Origin of the sequence: Breznakia blatticola, assembly GCF_004365815.1 — a bacterium.
Taxonomy (GTDB): Bacteria; Bacillota_I; Bacilli_A; order Erysipelotrichales; family Erysipelotrichaceae; genus Breznakia; species Breznakia blatticola.
Map to the genome: position 1 here is coordinate 67,097 of NZ_SODD01000002.1, position 16,900 is coordinate 83,996.

Sequence of the window (16,900 nt, forward strand, 5' to 3'; positions counted from 1 at the left end):
CTGTTGTGCTTGCGCTCTAAAAATTTGCTCAAAGAAATCATTCATATCTGTAAACTGTGCACCTTGTTGTGAACGTCCATAGTATTGTTGATATGCCTGTTGCTGTTGTTGATATTGACCAGCATTATGTCCATAACGATCGTATGCAGCTTTCTTATCCGCATCACTAAGGTTTTCGTATGCTTCATTTACTTCTTTAAATTTCGCTTCTGCATCCGCTGCCTTGTTTACATCGGGATGATACATTTTTGCTTTTTTTCGGTATGCTTTTTTAATTTCATCTGGAGTTGCAGTTTTACTGACTCCAAGTACTTCGTAATAATCTCTTTTCATTGTGCACATCATAAACCGAAACGAAGAAAAATACAAGTGTTGAAATAACTTTCAGTATTTGTTCACATTTTGCTATAATAAAAACGGAAAAGGGGAATCGATTATGAACGAACAAATGAATCAAGTGTTACGAACACCATCCAATTACTTACAAGGAATAAATATTACGTTAGATTTATCCAATGTGTTGGAACTTAGTGAAGATGCAAAGATATTAATTATTGTTGATACGTATACGATGAAAGATTATCGCCAGCGAATTGAAAAATCGCTAGATACTGCACAAATGTTTGAGTTTGTCGTATTTGAAGGTTTACTAACTATGGAACGTTTAGAAGTGATTGTTAAAGAACATGAAGAATTAGATTACGATATGGTTCTTGGTTTTGGTGGAGGTACGATTATGGATGTTGCAAAAGCAGTATCTACGTTGCTTCAAACTACGGTTGTCTTAGTTCCAAGTATTGCTTCAACGGATGGACCATGTTCTCGACTGTCAGCAATTTATCATGAAGATGGTGGTTTCTCACACTATATGGTGCGTGAACAATCACCAGAATATGTCATCGTGGATTTATATATATTATCATTAGCACCAGTACGTACATTTATTGCTGGAATTGGTGATGCACTATCTACGTATGTAGAAGCTAATGCTTGCTATTTATCAATGTCAGTAAATGATGCAGGGGGTCTAGATACATTCTCCTCATTAATGATTGCACGAAGTTGCAAGGAAATCATCTTTGAAGATGCAGTTGATGCAGTAAAAAGTTTGCAAGAAAAAATGATTACACCATCATTCAAACGAATGATTGAAGCGAATATATATTTAAGTGGAATTGGTTTTGAAAGTGGTGGATTATCTATTGCACATGCACTGCATAATGGATTAACAAAGCTTAGAAGTGAGCGTCGATTCATGCATGGAGAAGTAATTGCATACACAACACTTGTTCAGCTAGCTACTGAAAATAGTCATGAATTTACACAATATAGAGATCTATGTTTACAACTTGGTTTACCAACGAAACTTGCTGATTTTGGTTTAACTTTAGATGAAAAGGTAAAAACAATCATTGAACAAACATGTTTCTTTGAAGGTAGTAGTATGTATCATGTACCTTATGAAATCAGTCCTGAAATTGTATTTCAAGCAATGGAATTTGTAGAGAAGAGAATTTGATCTTCTCTTTTTTGTTGACTAGATATAAAGTGACTTGTATAATTGTATCAAGACGTTAATACAAAGAGGGGACATTATGATAGAAGTAAAAAACTTAACAAAATCTTATGGAAGTTTTAAAGCAGCAGAAGATGTAAATCTAGTGGCTAAAGATGGATGTATTACTATCCTGTTAGGGCCAAATGGTGCTGGGAAAAGTACAACGATTAAAAGTATTGCCAATTTATTAAAATTTGATGGAGAAATTGATATTTGCGGATATCCAAATAGTACAGTTGAAGCTAAACAAGCATTTGGTTATATTCCAGATACACCAGTACTTTATGATTTACTAACAATTGATGAACATGTGGATTTCATCGGTAGTGCATATAAAGTAGAAAACTATCGTGAAGTTGCAGATCATTACATTACATTATTTGATTTAGAGGAAAAAAGAAAAAAAGTCGCAAAAGAATTAAGTAAAGGGATGCGTCAAAAACTAAGTATGTTATTAGCGCTTGTGATTCAACCCAAAGCATTACTTGTAGATGAGCCAATGGTTGGACTTGACCCTGCAAGTATTGAAGAAACACTTGATTTATTTGTGAAGCTAAAAGATGAAGGATGTTCGATTTTAATTAGTACGCACATTATTGATATTATCGAGAACATTTGGGATGAAGCTTATATCATGGATCACGGACGTATTGTAAAAACTGCTAGTCGTAGTCATATGAATGGAGAAAGTCTGAAAGATTTATTCTTTAAATATACAAGTGTTGAGGTAAAGAATGATGAAATCCTTGATTAAACTATCTTTATTGAAAATGCGCGGACAAGTTAGAGCGTTATTTTCTAAACCAACCAGTGCAGTAGCAACGATATTTATGGTGCTATTATATGGGGCAATTATTGTTGGTAACTTTATGAATTCCTCGAGCGAAGATGTTATTGGTATGTCCATTGATATTCATATAGGAATATTAGTATCTCTAGCAATGAGTGCATTGATGGTAATTATGCAACTTATGAATAAAAATAAAGCGATGCTGATGGGTGAAGATGCATTCTATTTATTAGGCGGTCCATTTAGTCGTCGACAAGTTCAATCATTTGTTGTTGGTTATACGTATGTACAAGCGATTTATATGTCGCTACTTTCACTATTTATGGTGATTTCACTTGTAGGATCGACAAGCATGCTTGTGATTTTATGTATCTTTCTAGCAAACTATTTTATTTATGTGTTCTTTTTAGGACTCACAGATTATTTGTATGTTGTAGGAATTGTATTTCCAAAACTAGCAAATGTTGCTAAATATGTAGGGTATGCAATTTTAATTTGTGTGTTTGCGGTTGCAGGCTACTTTGTATTTGAAACCGGTTTTGATTTACAAACTGCTTTACTGAAATTTGCACAAACAGATGCATTCTATTTTATTCCTGTATTTGGTTGGGCAAAAATGTTTATTAGTGGTGCAGTTGATGGAAACACATTATATACACTGCTTGGATTGGGTTTACTTGTTGTAAGTTCAATTGTAATCTTTATCTTATTTAGAAACTTTCCATATGATTACCATGAAAAAGCAATAGAAGATTCATTTGCCTTAAGTAATAAAATGAAAGCCGCAAAAAGTGGAAACACTGATGCAATGAGAGATACATCAAAATTAAAAAATTATAACAGTAAGTTCAAACTTGGAGCTTGGGCGATTTCAAGTAAGCTGATTCTTGAAATGCGAAAACGTAAGCAACTTGTTTCGATACAGGAATTAATCACACTTGCACTTTTTGCAGGTATGTCGATAATTTTAGAATTTGGTATCGTATGGTTTAGTGGGATGCTCGTATACTGGGTGGTTATTAGCTCACAAACGGCAAACTTCAAAGAAGAATTCCAAAACTATATGATTTATTTAATCCCTGATTCACCATTGAAAAAGATGTTAGCAATTGTCGGACCAACGATTTTGAAAAATATCGTTGTTGTGGCATTAGCGATTACAGTTGTTGGTGTAATTGGTCAAGAAAAAATCTATGATATCGGTTATGCAATCATGATGGTTGTCGGATACTTATTTGTTTGTATTAGTGCAAACATTCTGACACTGCGTTTATTCAAAAGTACAGCAAATCGTACCTTTGTCTTATTGATGCAAATGCTGATTGTTATTCTTTGCATTATTCCAAGTATTGCCTTATCTGTTTGGTTGTTATTTACTTTAACCTTACAAGAAGGTCAAATCTTACAATTATTCTCAATCGTATCTATTTTTGCAAATATTGTGGTGGCAGGAATTATTATCTTCTTGTGTCGCAATATGCTAAATGGACGCGAACTTCAAAGCGAATAATAAAATATCCATGTGAATGTCATTCACATGGATTGTTTTTTATAATTGACTGGCTTTATGAAAGAAAATATAACCAATGATAAACATGATCACCAAGACGATGATTCCACCACCAACAAATCCAGTGATTTGGGCAAATAGACCCATCATAAAGGTTCCTAAAAATGATGCACCTTTACCGCAAATATCATAGATTCCAAAGAACTCACCACTCTTTTCTTTTGGGATGATTTTGGCAAAGTAGCTACGTGACAGTGCTTGGATGGCCCCTTGGAACATACCCACACATACGGCAAGTACCCAGAACTCCCATTGTTTATCTAGTTGTAAAGCAAAGATTGCAATACCTGTATACGCCATGATGCATAGTTTGATTAACTTTGTACTTTCTTGACTCTTCGATAACTTTCCAAAAAGTAAGGCAAAAGGAAAGGCAACAAGTTGAGTGACAAGCAATGCCAGAAGTAAACCTTGTGAGTCTAAACCAAGTGCACTTCCATATGCGGTCGCCATTTCAATAATTGTATATACACCATCAATATAGAAAAAGAAAGCAATTAAGAAAAAGAGTACTTTACGATTGGCTTTCAAATCTTTCAATGCAGAGCCTAAGCGTTGAAAACTTGCTCGAATTGGATGCGCTTGCTTTTCGATATAGTGCGTTTGTTTGTAATTCTTTAGTAGTGGAATTGAATTTGCTAGCCACCACAATGCATTAATCATAAAGGCAATCATCATTGCAGTTCCTAAAGATAAACCAAAGGATGTGTTAAATAAGACAAAGATTAAGGAAATAATAAATGGAATACAACTTCCAATATATCCCCAGGCATATCCGTGACTTGATACTTCATCCATTCTTTCTTCCGTAGTAATATCTGCTAACATTGAATCATAGAAAATTAAACTAGCAGCATATCCAACTTTTGCAATCACAAAGATGCAAAGGAAAATCTTCCATGAACTTGTAAGTGATAAACTTGCACAACCAAGGACACCAACCCCCAAGGCGATCATAAAGACAGGTTTGCGATAGCCTTTCGTGTCTGATATCGTTCCTAAAATTGGTCCGATAAAGGCAACGATTAATGTAGATATACTTGCTGCATATCCCCAATATGCTAGATAATCAACTTCTGAGATATGTGCCTCAGTCGCAAGAAAGTTAAAGTAAATAGGAATGATCGTTGAGACAAGCATGATAAAAGCTGAGTTACCAACATCATATAAAATCCAATACTTTTCAAGTTTTGTCAGTTTTTGTTTCATTATATTTCCCCTCGTCTTTTTTCTTTAGTATAAGTGAGGAAGGCGAATATTACAAATTGAATAAAAGCTTTATGCTATAATAAATGTACGATGAAACTAGATGAAAAGAAAAAAGCAAAAGAAAAGGCAATCCTAAATCATGTTTATAGTGATACAAACTATGAAATCATTCCTAGCGAACGACCTGATTTTACACTAAAAGCAAAAAACAAAGATGAAGTTTTTGGTGTAGAAATAACGGAGTTATATTTGTCTGAAAATCATGCAAAAGCAATGAATCTAAAAAGTCAAAATGCTGAAATGATTTCACCAAGTTATGAGCGATATAAACAAAAATTGCTTGAAGTCATTGCGGATAAAAATCAAAAGAGTATGCAATACAGTAAAGATGTTGCATATTTAGAGTTAGTCATTGATGATTGTGAAAAACAATTTATTAATGCTGATAAGGATTTCTTTACACTATTAAAGGAAAATGAAGAAATGCATCAAGTAATTGCAGCATCCAACTTCAAACGTGTTTTTGTATTAAGTAAATATAAAAATGCACCGATTGTGATTGCACTTGAAGCGTAAAATAGTAGAGGTAAAAAAATGTTAGATAAATTAAGAGAAATTGAAATGCTATATATGCAAGGTCAAAAGCGTTATGATGAAATGGAAATGCATCCAAAAATTATGCAGTTTTATTTAAAAGAACAACCTGTTAGTGATGTGGAATACCATGATGTATTAGATTTGATGGGATTTACATTCCCTGCAGATTTAGCAGAGTTTTATCATTATAAAAATGGTAGTGGAACTTTAGAAGTCATTGTGACAAGTAAAGAAAGAAGATATCGTATGTTATCATTAGCCGCAATGATTGAACTAAAAATGTATTTCCAAAACAAGATAGAACCAAGTAAAAGTACAAGTGGATATGATCATATTGAAGATCCAACATGGATTGCCTTTGCAGCAAGTGAAGATGGTTCCTTTCTACTATTAGATACGCAAAAACAAGTGATTTTAGAATATCAATTTGGTACGCAAGTATGTGTAACTAAAGCTGCTGATTCTTTTACACAATTGTTGACAACAACAATCGAGAAATTAAAGGAAATTGTATGATTGTAATTGTTTCACCAGCGAAAACAATGCAAGTACATAGGGAAGTGTGTCTTACTTCACTTCCTTTTGCTTCGTATACAACAAGACTTGCTAGACAACTTGCATCGTATTCACATGAACAGTTGAAAGATTTGATGCATATAAGTGATACGATCGCTAAAGAGACAAAAGATAAGTTTCATGCATTCGAGAAAGAAGATAAAGGAAGTTATGCAATTGAAGCGTATCAAGGTTTGCAGTTTCAACAACTTACCAATCATCAAGATAAAAAGGCATTTGCAAATACTCATATTCGAATTGTGTCAGCACTATATGGGTTATTGAAACCATATGATGTGATTGTTCCATATCGTTTAGAGATGCAATGTAAACTGGCCATAGATGATGCAAACAATTTATATACATATTGGAAAGATACGCTTTCAAAAGAAATGGCATCTTTGTTGGGTAAGCAAGAAAATCCAATCATCATAGATTTAGCAAGTAAAGAATATAGTAAAGTGTTTGCTAAAGAGCTTAAAGAGAAAATGATAACCATTGATTTTGTTGAAGTTGATAAGGATAAGCAAAAACGTAATTCAGCAACAGTGAAGAAATTACGTGGACAAATGTTGGAATATATTTTGCAACATCAAATCTTTTCTCCTGAGGCATTGAAAGAATTCAGTTATGATGGCTTTATATATGCGAAGCAAGCATCAAATGAAAAACAATACACATTCCATAAAGTGTTATAATACAAAACAAAATATATGCATGCTATAATTATCTTGGGAAAGATAAGGAAGGTGTTTTATTATGGAAAGAAGTAAAAAAAGTTTTTTCTGGCTAATGTTAGTGTTAGGAATATTTTGTATTATTGGTTCAATTGCAGCGATTACAAATCCAGGAGTAACACTGATTACTCTTGTAGTAGTTATTGCAGCAGTTGCATTTGTCAGAGGAATTGAAGCAATCATCTTGTATTTTGATATCAAGAGTTATGGTGATTTTAAACCAGTGATGATGCTTGTTGTCGGAATTCTAGAAATTGTGCTTGGTGTATTATTCTTAAGCGATATTGCTAGTGGAGTAGCTACACTTGGAGTCATGGTTGCATTCTGGTTGATTTTTGATTCAATTTTTAGATTAACAAATGCGGGGTATTATAAAAATGTAATGCCAGGTATGTATGTACTTATGATTATTTTGAATATTATTTCACTAGTAGTTGGAGTGATGTTGTTATTTGAACCACTTGTTTCAGCAATGACCATTCCAGTATTACTATCTGTGAGCTTTGCCGTATTTGGTATTCAAAGTATCGTAATTGCTTTTACAAGTAGAAATGCGTAATTTATGGGAACCTTTCAAGGTTCCTTTTTTTGAACATTGTCTGAAACTTTGTGAATATCAAGGGTAGTTTCTTTTACTATACTTCAATCCTTGATATAATGAACGTAATATTGAGGTATCTTATGAATGAAGAACAAATAAAAACTGAAAAACAACGTGCGTTTATTATCAAGATGGCATATATTGCAATTATTATAGGTTTGATTATTTTCGCATTTCGCTATGTATTATCTTGGGTTTTACCATTTGTGCTTGGATTATTGGTTGCTGCCATTATGCAAAAACCGGTTCGTTATCTAGCAAAGAAAATCAAACTACCTTCAAAGGTAATTACCATTCTCTGTGTCGCATTATTTTATGTATTTATCGGTGGAGCAATTTTACTGATTAGTATTCAATTGGGTAGTTCATTAACGGAATTATTCCGTTCGTTTCCTGATTACTATGCTTCGACAATTCAACCAGCAATCGATACACTATTTAACTCGATTTATAAATTGGTCAATGGAATTAGTCCTGATATTGCAAGTAATGTTGAAGATCTCAACAATCAAGTAATCACGATTCTAAAAGATGCAATTCCTACGGTTTCAAAACAAGGGATTGATATAGCAACAAGCTTTGTGATGTTTGTGCCTGGATTCTTGATTGGATTGTTGATGATGATTATTTCATCGTTCTTTATTGCGATTGATTTTGATCGTATGGCAGAATTCTTTATGTTGCAATTCAATGACAATCAAAAAGTAGTGGTTCGCAAAGTGAAAAGTTTTGCTGTAGGAACGCTTGCAAAGATTATTAAATCATATGCGATGATTATGTCGATTACATTTGTTGAAGTAGCTATTGGATTATCTATACTTGGTGTAGACAATGCAATTGGACTCGCTTTCTTTATTGCAATCTTTGATATATTACCGGTACTCGGTACTGGTGGAATTATGATTCCTTGGACTTTAATCACCTTAATTAATGGAAATGTGGAATTGGCAATTGGATTGTTTATTGTATATGTAATCGTGACAATTATCCGTAATATCATTGAACCAAAGATTGTTGGTGTACAAGTAAATGCCAACCCAGTATTGATGTTGCTAGCCATTTTCTTAGGAGCAAGAATTTTAGGCTTTACTGGAATTATTAGTTTACCGATTCTTGTTATTGTTATTAAGAATTTAAATGAAGAAGGTGTCATTCACCTATATAAAAATCTACCAGCTAAAGAATAAGAAAAAAGCACGTCGTGAGATGTGCTTTTATAATAATGGGATGTTATTTTTCTTACAAACTTCAATGATTTCATCTGACCAAAGACTTGCCTGTACTTCTCCAACGTGTGCTTTACGTAGAAAATACATACATAATCTTGATTGACCAATTCCACCACCAATGGTTAATGGATAATCGTGATTCATAATCGCTTGATGATATGGTAATTTAAGTCGTGCTTCGGCATCGGCTTTTTTTAATTGTTCATCAAGTTTTTTATCATTTACACGAATTCCCATACTTGATAATTCAAGTGACATTTCAAGTACTGGATACCAAACAAGAATATCTCCGTTGAGTGTCCAATCATCATAATCTGGTGCACGTCCATCGTGTTTCTTTCCAGAACGTAAGGTATCACCAATCCCCATTAAGAAGACAGCTCCATATGCCTTAACAATACGATCTTCACGTTCTTTTGGACTTAGATCAGGATACATATCTTCAAGTTCTTGACTTGAAATAAAATGAATTTTTTCTGGTAAAATCGGGTCTCCAATTTGTGGATATTGACGAATGACCATATATTCAATTTCGAGTAAGATATCATAGATTTTACGAACTGTTGTTTGTAAATAATCTAAGGTTCTTTGTTTTGGTGTGATAATTACTTCCCAGTCCCACTGGTCAACGTAAATTGAGTGGTAGTTATCCAGTTCTTCATCACGACGAATCGCATTCATATCTGTATACAATCCTTCATTTTTTCTTAAGCCATAACGTTTAAGTGCATCACGTTTCCACTTTGCAAGTGAGTGAACAATTTCAATGCTGCGATCGTTAACATCTGGTGCCACAAAATCAATTGGGCGTTCCACCCCGTTTAAATCATCGTTAAGTCCGCTATCTGCTTGTACAAAAAGTGGTGCACTAACTCTTGTTAGATGAAGTGCTTCACCTAAACGACGTTCAAACATATCTTTAACAAATTTAATTGCGATTTCCGTTTCCAACAAACTTAATGTAGGTTTGTATCCATCTGGAATAAATGTTTTCCCCATATACATAACTCCTTACTTATATGTAGATAAGTATAACATAAAGCCTTCAAAAATAAACATAATTCAAGCATAACAATAGGTATTTGTTGATAGTTGGACTACAATTATAGTAAGGGAGGGATGTACTTTGAACTCAAAATTTGAAATTCAAACAAACGAGTTATTGCATATGTTGAATACGCATCCATTAATTATCGATGTGCGACAACCATCAGAATTTGCACATGGGCATATCCCAGGTGCAATTAATGTTCCACTAGATAAAGTGGATCAACTTCAATTAGATGATGAAGCAATACTTGTGTGTCAAACAGGAAGACAATCGTTTGTGGCGAAATTGATATTGGATGAAAAGGGATATCGGACAAAACGTGTAATCGATGGAATGTTACAGTGGGATGGACCACTGGAATAATAGTTTATTTGATTTGTTGTATAAGATGATGTATTTGTAGACATAGAATGGAGGAACGAGTATGAAAATAGTAGTAGATAAAGATGCAATCAAACGCATGGAAAATGAAGTCCCTATGAATCAAGACTTCTTGTTACATTTAGATGATGGACAAGGAATTGATTTCCATGAACATGTTTCATGTGGATTAACTTTACATTTTCGTTTGTTATCTGTAGCAGATCATACAAAGTATCCAGAGTATGAAATTGAAGCAGAATCCAACATTGGACCGATTTATCTAAAAGATTATTCGTCAATGTATTTAGATCCAGAAAACACAATACGCTTAGGTAGTTATGGTGAATATCAACTGATTGGAATCTACAGTGGAAATATTGATGCAAATCTTAGTGTTAGTCGATATGATTAAAGCAATAACATTTTGAATATAATGAAAGAGGTCATACCACAGCATTGTGATATGATCTCTTTTTTGTATTATGTATGTATAAATGTGATCCAAGAAAATGAAGGTAAAGTGGTTTATTAATTAATCTTCTGTGATGATGATTTCAACTTTTTCAGGAATACTTTCATAACTATCGTAGTATGATTTTACAATTGCAGTTATTGCAACTAGTGACAAAACTAGTATAACAACTAGCATAACAACTAGCATAACATTAGATAGTCTTTTTATCTTCGTTGCTTGTAATAGTTCTTCCTCAGAACAGCATTCTAGAAAGGAGATATAAATCTCTTTTGGGCTACCAAACTCTTTTTCAAGGTCATCTTGTGTAATAGTTGGGTTAGGTTTTCCGTAGATATCAATCAAAGCATTTAGTTTATGTAAGAAATCTCTAGATTTACTTGTCGGTAAAGCAAACTGTTTTCTGATTCTACGTTTAAACTTTTTTAACTCATTCATTTCTTGATAACCCCCTTTTAACGATTTCCTGAATAATTTCTATGTTTTCAAGAAAAATGTTGGCTTGATTTTCAAAATAAGCTTGTCCCTCATCTGTTAGTTTGTAATAGACTCGTACTCTGTTGTTAACAATTTTGTTGTAACTTTCTACATACTTATTTTCTACTAAATTATACAAAATTGGATACAAGGTACCTTCTTTTATATCGTCAAAAATTCCAGATGAAAGTTGTTTAATAGTTGTAGTAATTTCGTATCCATAGCAAGTGTTCTGATTTAAAACAGACAAGACTAGGAGTTCCATTTTGAATATATTGTTTTGTTTACCCATATCTTTCTCCAAGTACATTCTACTTCAATTGTTGGATGTGTTCAATAAAAAAAGAATATTGACAATATATGTATATTTAGATAATATACATATATGGATATTTCAATTTGAATTCTACTTGAAAATTTGAATTAATGGTTTTAAACAAGTGGATAAACTCTTATGTAGTCGTGTTTTAGTCATACTACAGTAAAAACAAACATAATTATACGTGGAAGTTAATAATAGACGTCAAATATTAGAGGTAAGTTATGGATGCAATGAAAATAATAAGAATACGTAATGTTTACAATGTAATCATTTATTTGATTGGGGCTATAGCTATGTGGGGAACTGATAAGTTTAACACTGTGAATTTTGTATATTTCATATATTTTGTCTTGGCTCTATTTATAGATGATTACATTGATCAAAATGTTACACTCAACTCTCGTTTTAAACTTCAAAGAGGAATTACTATACTATATTCGCTGTTCATTGGTGGATACTATTGTTATAGTTGCTATAAATTGAGTAAGTACGCATCTCTATCAATAATGGTTGTTACACTGGTATTTGTCTATTTTATAATCTATGGTTTGAAAAATAGACGATAGTCAAAATCTATTAAGTAAGAGATTGTTAAATTGATATAAGTATGTTTAGCTGCGAGTGTCAGAAGAATCTTTAGTATGTGAAAATAATGAGTTAAGACAAAACAAAGTTGCGTCAACTTAGCTTTTGTCTTTTTTGTTATTCTGTTTAAAATCAATTTTATCTCTTTGAATTATTCTTAGTTACAGTTGAATATATTGTTTTAATTATTGTGTCAATTATTAATGTAATTCAGTATAAAGCATACTACTTTACATTTATTAACTAGTCGATATGACTAACGCTTTTCTTTTTAAAATAGATATGATACTATCTATTTAGATATTTATCGAAATAGGTGGAGGAATTATGAATGCAATAAGAATTGAACATATTCGAAAAGTGTTTTCAGAGCATAAAGTTGCAGTCGATGATATCAGTCTGCAAATAGAAGAAGGTCAGATCTTTGGTTTTCTTGGACCTAATGGGGCTGGTAAGACAACAATGGTTAAATTATTGGTTGGAATGTTAGAGCCAAGTGCTGGAAGTTCCAGTGTTATGAATATAGATTCAACAAAAGATGGTGTATCGATACACGCAATTAGTGGAGTATTAACTGAACATGCGATGATGTATGATCATCTAACAGCGATGGACAATTTGGTATTCTTTGGTGAAGTTTTTGGACTTGAGAAAGAAGAAAGTATCGCAAGAGGAATGAAGTTGCTTGAAGAGTTGGATTTGCTAGATGCAAAAGATCAGAAACTTGGTACATATTCTACAGGGATGCGACAACGTTTATCACTTGCCCGAGCACTTATTCATAAACCGCGTGTGTTATTTCTTGATGAACCAACAAGTGGTTTAGATCCAGAAAGTGCACTTCGTGTAAATCAACTTATTATGAAACTTGCTAAGCAAGGGGTTACTATTTTTCTATGTACGCACCAACTTCGGTATGCACAAGAAATATGTACAAGCTATGGATTAATTGATCATGGAAAATTACTTGCAAGTGGTACATTAGAAGACTTACGTAAACAAATTTATGATGGGTATACGGTACGAATGAAAACTTCAGTTATGCCTATCCATGTTGATTATGTTGAAGTTGAAGATGGTCAAATTGAATTTAAATTAGATAGTGAAGATCGTATTGCTGATATTATTCGTGATATTGTGCAACGTAATGGAAATATTACGCATGTATCAAGTCGTAAAATGTCATTAGAAGAAATCTATTTTGCTCTAATGAAACAAGGAGGTATGCAAGATGAATCGTAAAATGAAAGCGATCATTCGTAAAGATATACGTTCAATTATCGATAATAAACGTTATTTATGGACATTATTGTTGCTACCGATATTTTTAGGTGTAGTTTTTCCAAGCATCTTTGTCGTACTTGTAAAACTTGTACCGACGGATATGAATGATATGGATGCACTGATTCGCTTACTTCCACAGAATTTAAGTGAAGCTGAGATTTTTGATGCACTATTGGATATGATTTTAAATCAAACGATTCCAATTTTCTTTATGTTAATCCCGATTATGTGTGCTTCTGTTATGGCAGCGAGTTCCTTTGTTGGAGAGAAAGAAAAACGTACATTGGAAACATTGTTATATTCGCCACTGTCTTTGCGTGATGTTTTTAAAGCAAAGGTGTTAGCTTCAACGATTATGAGTTTAGTAATTACCTTTGCGACTTTTGGACTTATGGTGGTTATACTCAATATTGAATTACAATTCATCGATCAAAGTACTTTTATTCCAGGGTTTACATGGCTATGGGTGATGTGTTTACTGGTTCCTGCAGTGACGTTAATGTCAATCGTGTTTATTGTTAAAGGTTCTGCGAAAAGTAAAACGATGGAAGAAGCACAACAAAGAGCAAGTTTTCTAGTTATGCCAATCGTGTTGATATTTATTAGTCAGTTTACAGGATTGTTGATGATTCAACCAATTTATATACTTATAGCTGGTGCAGTATTACTTGTTATTAGCTATGTGTTATTGCAAAAAGCAACTGCTGCTTTTACATATGAAAAACTTATACAATAGTCTTGTCATCAAGGCTATTTTTTTACGGTTTACCTCAATGGCTTTTTTATGTAATAGCAAGTATAATATAACTAATTAATTGGAGGAAGATTATGAGTGCCTATACAAATGAAGCAAAGTATGTTTTGCAAGATTTGCAAAGTGATCCTAGCAATGGATTATCAACACAAGAAGTAGAAAAACGATTGTCTACTTATGGATATAACAAACTACATGAAAGTAAGAAAAAAACATTAGTACAGCGTTTTATTGAGCAATTCAAAGATGTAATGATTATTATTTTATTAATTGCTGCTGCAATTAGTTTTGTTGTTGCATTTGAAGAAAAAAGCGCATCTGCATTTTTTGAACCATTATTGATTTTATTTATCGTAGTGTTGAATGCGATTGTTGGTGTATATCAAGAAAATAAAGCAGAGAAATCACTTGAAGCACTGCAAAAGATGACGACACCACAATCAAGAGTGATTCGCGATGGGAAAGAACAAATTATACAAACGAGTGATTTGGTTCCAGGTGATATTGTAAAACTTGAAGCAGGGGATTTTATTCCTGCAGATTGTCGTCTAGTCGAAGCAAATGCATTAAAAAGTGATGAATCGATATTAACTGGAGAAAGTGTTCCAGTTGATAAAAAAGCGGATGCAATCATTGCGGAAAATGAACCACTTGGTGACCGTGTCAATATGGTATATTCAGGATGTGTACTGACAAATGGTACAGCTATTGCAGTAGTTACAGAAACTGGAATGCAAACAGAAATGGGTAAGATTGCTGGATTGTTGGATGGTGATGATAATCAAAAAACACCACTTCAAGAACGTCTTGCAAAACTAGGTACATACTTAGGAATTGTTGCCTTGATTATTTGTGCGATTATCTTCGTGATGGGGATTATGGATGGAATGCCAATATTAGAAATCTTTATGACTGCAGTGAGTTTAGCTGTTTCAGCGATTCCAGAAGGGCTTCCAGTAATCGTTACAGTTGTATTATCGATTGGTGTTGGTCGTATGGCACAACGTCATGCAATCGTGAAACGTTTACCTGCGGTTGAAACATTAGGTAGCACATCGATTATCTGTTCAGATAAAACAGGAACACTGACTCAAAACAAGATGACGTTATTAAAAGCATACGTTGATGGGCAAGAAATTGAAGATATAAGTGATCACAATGATGAACAAGTAAAGAAACTGCTTGCTTATGCGATTCTATGTAGTGATGCAAGTATTTATATTGATGATGAAGGTAAGGAAGTCAGCGTAGGAGATCCAACTGAGACAAGTATTATTGCAGCAGGACGAAAAAATGGCATGATGCAAGATGACTTAGCTACAACATATCCACGCCTAGCAGAGCTTCCTTTTGATAGTGATCGTAAGATGATGTCAACCATTAATCAAATCGATGGAAAAAATATTGTCATAGTAAAAGGTGCTTATGACGAGATGAATTTACATATGATTCATGGGGATTTAGGTAAAGCTGCAGAAGTAGTTGAAGCGATGAGTAAAGAAGCATTACGTGTAATTGCTGTCGCATACAAAGAAATCGATGAAATACCTACAGAACTCACAAGTGAAATACTTGAAAATGATTTAACATTTATGGGTGTGGTTGGTATGATTGACCCACCACGTGAAGAAGTAAAAGCAAGTGTTGCAACATGTATCAAAGCTGGAATTAAGCCAATTATGATTACAGGTGACCATGTCTTAACTGCAACGGTTATTGCAAGTCAACTGGGTATCTATAAAGAAGGTGATCTAGCAATTAGTGGACAAGAACTTATCAAAATGAGCGATGAAGAACTCAGTGATCAGTTAGAAAAAATATCTGTCTATGCACGTGTATCGCCTGAAGATAAAATTCGAATTGTCAAAGCATGGCAAGCAAAAGATAAAGTCGTGTCGATGACAGGAGATGGTGTAAATGATGCACCATCACTAAAAGCAGCGGATATAGGTTGTGCAATGGGAATCACAGGAACAGATGTCGCAAAAAGTGCTGCGGATTTAATCTTGATGGATGATAACTTTGCGACAATTGTTGAAGCAGTACGCGAAGGTCGCGGCATATATAATAATATTCGTCGAGTCGTTGGTTACTTATTAGGAACGAATATTGGAGAAATCGCAGTTGTATTCTTTGCGATGTTATTGTGGCGAAAAACACCACTACTATCAATGCAACTTTTATGGATTAACTTGGCTACTGATTCTTTACCAGCGATTGCTTTAGGAATGGAACCAATTCACGAAGGTGTAATGAACGAAAAACCTAGACCAAAACAAGAAGGTATTTTCGCTAATGGACTGGGCGTACAAGTTGTCTTACAAGGAATTATGTTTGGTCTACTCTCACTAATTGCATTTAAAATTGGAATGGATGATGGCGGATTAGCAGATGGACGTACGATGGCATTTATTGTTTTAGGTTTATCACAGGTACACCATGCATTTAGTATGCGTTCGCATAAAAGTCTATTTAAAATTGGACCATTTACAAATAAGAGTTTGAATAAAGCAGCAGCAGTATCCATCGCGTTGATGCTTATCGTAATTTTCATTCAACCGATTACGACAATCTTTGGCTTGGATCATTTATCCATCCATTTATATGCCATGGCCTGGATCTTAAGTATTACCCCAGTTATTGTCTTGGAAATTGCCAAAGCTTTAGGTCTAGCAAAATAATCAAAATACTATAAAGAAGCATAAGTAGCAAATACTTGTGCTTTTTTGATGAAACTTGATATCCA

At 33.6% G+C, this 16,900-nt stretch carries 17 protein-coding genes and 1 pseudogene; 13 read left to right on the forward strand and 5 right to left on the reverse strand.

From position 1 onward, the window contains the following. Positions 1–120: 120 nt before the first annotated feature. Positions 121–342 (reverse strand): annotated as a pseudogene (locus EDD63_RS01120) (DnaJ domain-containing protein); the annotation flags it as partial. A 94-nt stretch (positions 343–436) separates the two neighbouring features. On the opposite strand from EDD63_RS01120, the gene EDD63_RS01125 reads away from it, so the two are divergent. From EDD63_RS01125 to EDD63_RS01135, 3 genes are all read left to right on the forward strand, one after another. Next, positions 437–1,519, forward strand: coding sequence for a glycerol dehydrogenase (locus EDD63_RS01125; protein ID WP_134167617.1), 1,083 nt, complete (start codon positions 437–439; stop codon positions 1,517–1,519). A gap of 76 nt (positions 1,520–1,595) precedes the next feature. Further along, the gene (locus tag EDD63_RS01130) at positions 1,596–2,312 is read left to right on the forward strand and encodes an ABC transporter ATP-binding protein (protein WP_134167618.1); all 717 of its coding nucleotides are present in this window, start codon (positions 1,596–1,598) and stop codon (positions 2,310–2,312) included. Beyond that, entirely contained in the window at positions 2,293–3,858 is a 1,566-nt protein-coding gene (locus EDD63_RS01135) for a putative ABC exporter domain-containing protein (protein ID WP_134167620.1), read from the forward strand. Before EDD63_RS01130 ends, EDD63_RS01135 begins: the two co-directional genes overlap by 20 nt. A 39-nt stretch (positions 3,859–3,897) precedes the next feature. On the opposite strand, the gene EDD63_RS01140 is transcribed toward EDD63_RS01135, so the two are convergent. Further along, positions 3,898–5,127, reverse strand: a complete 1,230-nt coding sequence (locus EDD63_RS01140) for an MFS transporter (protein ID WP_208318275.1) — start codon at positions 5,125–5,127, stop codon at positions 3,898–3,900. A 90-nt stretch (positions 5,128–5,217) separates the two neighbouring features. Between EDD63_RS01140 and EDD63_RS01145 the strand changes: the two genes are divergently transcribed. The 5 genes from EDD63_RS01145 (at position 5,218) to ytvI (ending at position 8,804) form a co-directional block, all read left to right on the forward strand. Continuing rightward, the gene (locus tag EDD63_RS01145; protein WP_134167624.1) at positions 5,218–5,703 is read left to right on the forward strand and encodes a hypothetical protein; all 486 of its coding nucleotides are present in this window, start codon (positions 5,218–5,220) and stop codon (positions 5,701–5,703) included. A gap of 18 nt (positions 5,704–5,721) precedes the next feature. Continuing rightward, positions 5,722–6,240 (forward strand): SMI1/KNR4 family protein, encoded by a 519-nt coding sequence (locus EDD63_RS01150; RefSeq protein WP_134167626.1) that lies wholly within the window; start codon positions 5,722–5,724, stop codon positions 6,238–6,240. Then, positions 6,237–6,977, forward strand: coding sequence for a YaaA family protein (locus EDD63_RS01155; protein WP_134167628.1), 741 nt, complete (start codon positions 6,237–6,239; stop codon positions 6,975–6,977). Before EDD63_RS01150 ends, EDD63_RS01155 begins: the two co-directional genes overlap by 4 nt. A gap of 61 nt (positions 6,978–7,038) precedes the next feature. Next, on the forward strand, positions 7,039–7,575 hold the full coding sequence (locus EDD63_RS01160; protein WP_134167630.1) for an HdeD family acid-resistance protein: 537 nt from the start codon (positions 7,039–7,041) through the stop codon (positions 7,573–7,575). A 122-nt stretch (positions 7,576–7,697) separates the two neighbouring features. Next, positions 7,698–8,804, forward strand: a complete 1,107-nt coding sequence (gene ytvI, locus EDD63_RS01165; protein ID WP_166667499.1) for a sporulation integral membrane protein YtvI — start codon at positions 7,698–7,700, stop codon at positions 8,802–8,804. A gap of 27 nt (positions 8,805–8,831) precedes the next feature. Here the strand turns inward: ytvI and asnA are convergent, their stop codons facing one another. Further along, positions 8,832–9,845, reverse strand: coding sequence for an aspartate--ammonia ligase (asnA, locus tag EDD63_RS01170; protein WP_134167634.1), 1,014 nt, complete (start codon positions 9,843–9,845; stop codon positions 8,832–8,834). Between the two features lie 127 nt (positions 9,846–9,972). Between asnA and EDD63_RS01175 the strand changes: the two genes are divergently transcribed. Both EDD63_RS01175 and EDD63_RS01180 read left to right on the forward strand, forming a co-directional pair. Next, on the forward strand, positions 9,973–10,260 hold the full coding sequence (locus tag EDD63_RS01175) for a rhodanese-like domain-containing protein (protein ID WP_134167636.1): 288 nt from the start codon (positions 9,973–9,975) through the stop codon (positions 10,258–10,260). A 61-nt stretch (positions 10,261–10,321) separates the two neighbouring features. Beyond that, positions 10,322–10,672, forward strand: coding sequence for an iron-sulfur cluster biosynthesis family protein (locus EDD63_RS01180; RefSeq protein ID WP_134167638.1), 351 nt, complete (start codon positions 10,322–10,324; stop codon positions 10,670–10,672). 120 nt (positions 10,673–10,792) lie between these two features. Here EDD63_RS01180 and EDD63_RS01185 read toward each other — a convergent pair whose 3' ends face one another. Then, positions 10,793–11,170: a DUF6120 family protein gene (locus tag EDD63_RS01185; protein ID WP_134167640.1), complete on the reverse strand. Its 378-nt coding sequence runs from the start codon at positions 11,168–11,170 to the stop codon at positions 10,793–10,795. Next, the gene (locus tag EDD63_RS01190) at positions 11,163–11,501 is read right to left on the reverse strand and encodes a PadR family transcriptional regulator (RefSeq protein WP_166667500.1); all 339 of its coding nucleotides are present in this window, start codon (positions 11,499–11,501) and stop codon (positions 11,163–11,165) included. Before EDD63_RS01190 ends, EDD63_RS01185 begins: the two co-directional genes overlap by 8 nt. 942 nt (positions 11,502–12,443) lie before the next feature. Between EDD63_RS01190 and EDD63_RS01195 the strand changes: the two genes are divergently transcribed. From EDD63_RS01195 to EDD63_RS01205, 3 genes are all read left to right on the forward strand, one after another. Then, positions 12,444–13,358: an ABC transporter ATP-binding protein gene (locus EDD63_RS01195; protein ID WP_134167644.1), complete on the forward strand. Its 915-nt coding sequence runs from the start codon at positions 12,444–12,446 to the stop codon at positions 13,356–13,358. Beyond that, entirely contained in the window at positions 13,348–14,136 is a 789-nt protein-coding gene (locus EDD63_RS01200) for an ABC transporter permease subunit (protein ID WP_134167646.1), read from the forward strand. The genes EDD63_RS01195 and EDD63_RS01200 overlap by 11 nt, the downstream gene beginning before the upstream one ends. A gap of 92 nt (positions 14,137–14,228) precedes the next feature. Continuing rightward, positions 14,229–16,835, forward strand: a complete 2,607-nt coding sequence (locus EDD63_RS01205; RefSeq protein ID WP_134167648.1) for a cation-translocating P-type ATPase — start codon at positions 14,229–14,231, stop codon at positions 16,833–16,835. The last annotated feature ends 65 nt before the right edge of the window (positions 16,836–16,900 follow it).